This is a genomic window from Isoptericola sp. NPDC056134 (assembly GCF_042264825.1).
Taxonomy (GTDB): domain Bacteria; phylum Actinomycetota; class Actinomycetes; order Actinomycetales; family Cellulomonadaceae; genus Isoptericola; species Isoptericola nanjingensis.
The window spans coordinates 1-1,472 of the sequence record NZ_JBHJVM010000070.1; the positions used below are offsets into that span (position 1 = coordinate 1).

Here is a 1,472-nt window from a genome sequence, read left to right on the forward strand (position 1 = left end):
GGGTTGAGGCAGTGCTCGCAGATGCGGGGCAGGTAGAACATGAAGGTCTTGTCGAGCTCGGTCGCGACGTGCTCGGACATGTGTTGCAGGATCGGGTCCTGGTCCATGGTCGCGGTGGACCCGGCGAGGTCGTCGTCCCAGTTCGCCGACCAGGAGATGTTCATGTCCTTGCCCGTGAGCAGCGACTTCGGCCTGGCGACTGGGGTGTGCGCTCCTTGGGGGGCCGACAGGAGCATGTCGTACTCGTACGTCCACGGTTCGTAGTAGTCGTGGATGGAGGGCAGCACGGGGTTGGAGAAGATCGTGGCGAGCTTCTTGAGCCGCCCCCCGGCGCGGAGCTTGAGCTTGCCCTTCTTGGTGCGCACCCACCCGCCCTGCCAGCGGTCTTGGTCCTGGTAGGTGCGGGGGTACCCCAGGCCGGGGCGGGTCTCGACGTTGTTGAACCACACGTACTCGACCCCGGTGCGGTTGGTCCAGGCCTGCTTGCACGTGACCGAGCACGTGTGACACCCGATGCACTTGTCCAGGTTCATCACCATCGACATCTGCGCCATCACCCGCACGACGCCACCCCCTCCCGTGCCGACGACGCCCTGCCCGCGGCCTGGCCCTGCACTGTTCCGGTCCTGGTCACGAGTGTCACGAGTACCGCACCTCCTGGCTGCGTCGGCGGATGACGGTCATCTCGTCGCGCTGGTTCCCCGTGGGCCCGAGGTAGTTGAACGCGTAGGAGAGCTGGGCGTAGCCACCCGCGAGATGCGTCGGCTTGAGGAGGATGCGCGTGAGCGAGTTGTGGATGCCGCCGCGCAGCCCGGACGTCTCGGCGAGCGGGACGTCGATCGTGCGGTCGGTCGCGTGGTGCATGTAGACCGTGCCCTCGGGCATCCGGTGGCTGACCACCGCCCTCGCCACGACCACGCCGTTGCGGTTGTACGCCTCGATCCACTCGTTGTCCGCGACCCCGATCTTGGCGGCGTCGGCGGGCGACATCCAGACGTTCGGACCGCCTCGCGAGAGGGACAGCATGAAGAGGTTGTCCTGGTACTCGGAGTGGATCGACCACTTCGAGTGCGGGGTCAGGTACCGCACGGCGACCTCCGCGTAGCCCGCCGACCCCTGCGCCCCCGTGGGGGACGTGTCGCCGACCCGCGAGTCGCCGAACAGGCGGTGCATGTCGAGCGGCGGCCGGTAGACGGGGAGCTGCTCGCCGAGCTCGATCATCCAGTCGTGGTCGAGGTAGAGGTGCTGGCGGCCGGTGAGAGTGTGCCACGGCTTGAGCCGCTCCACGTTGATGACGAAGGCGCTGTAGCGCCGCCCGCCGTGCTCGGAGCCGGACCACTCGGGAGAGGTGATGACCGCCGTCGGGCGCGACTGCACGTCCGGGAACGTGATGCGCTTGCCCTGCTCGTCCCGCGCGAGGTCGGCCAGGCGCTGTCCCGTACGACGCTCCAGGTCCTCGAACCCCTGCAGCG

At 68.1% G+C, this 1,472-nt stretch carries 1 protein-coding gene and 1 pseudogene; both read right to left on the reverse strand.

Features of this window, described 5'->3' with window-relative positions:
• Positions 1–563 (reverse strand): annotated as a pseudogene (gene narY / locus ACFCZN_RS21295) (nitrate reductase subunit beta); the annotation flags it as partial.
• Between the two features lie 76 nt (positions 564–639).
• Positions 640–1,472: molybdopterin dinucleotide binding domain-containing protein (locus ACFCZN_RS21300; protein WP_430558092.1), on the reverse strand; the 833-nt coding region annotated here is incomplete at its 5' end.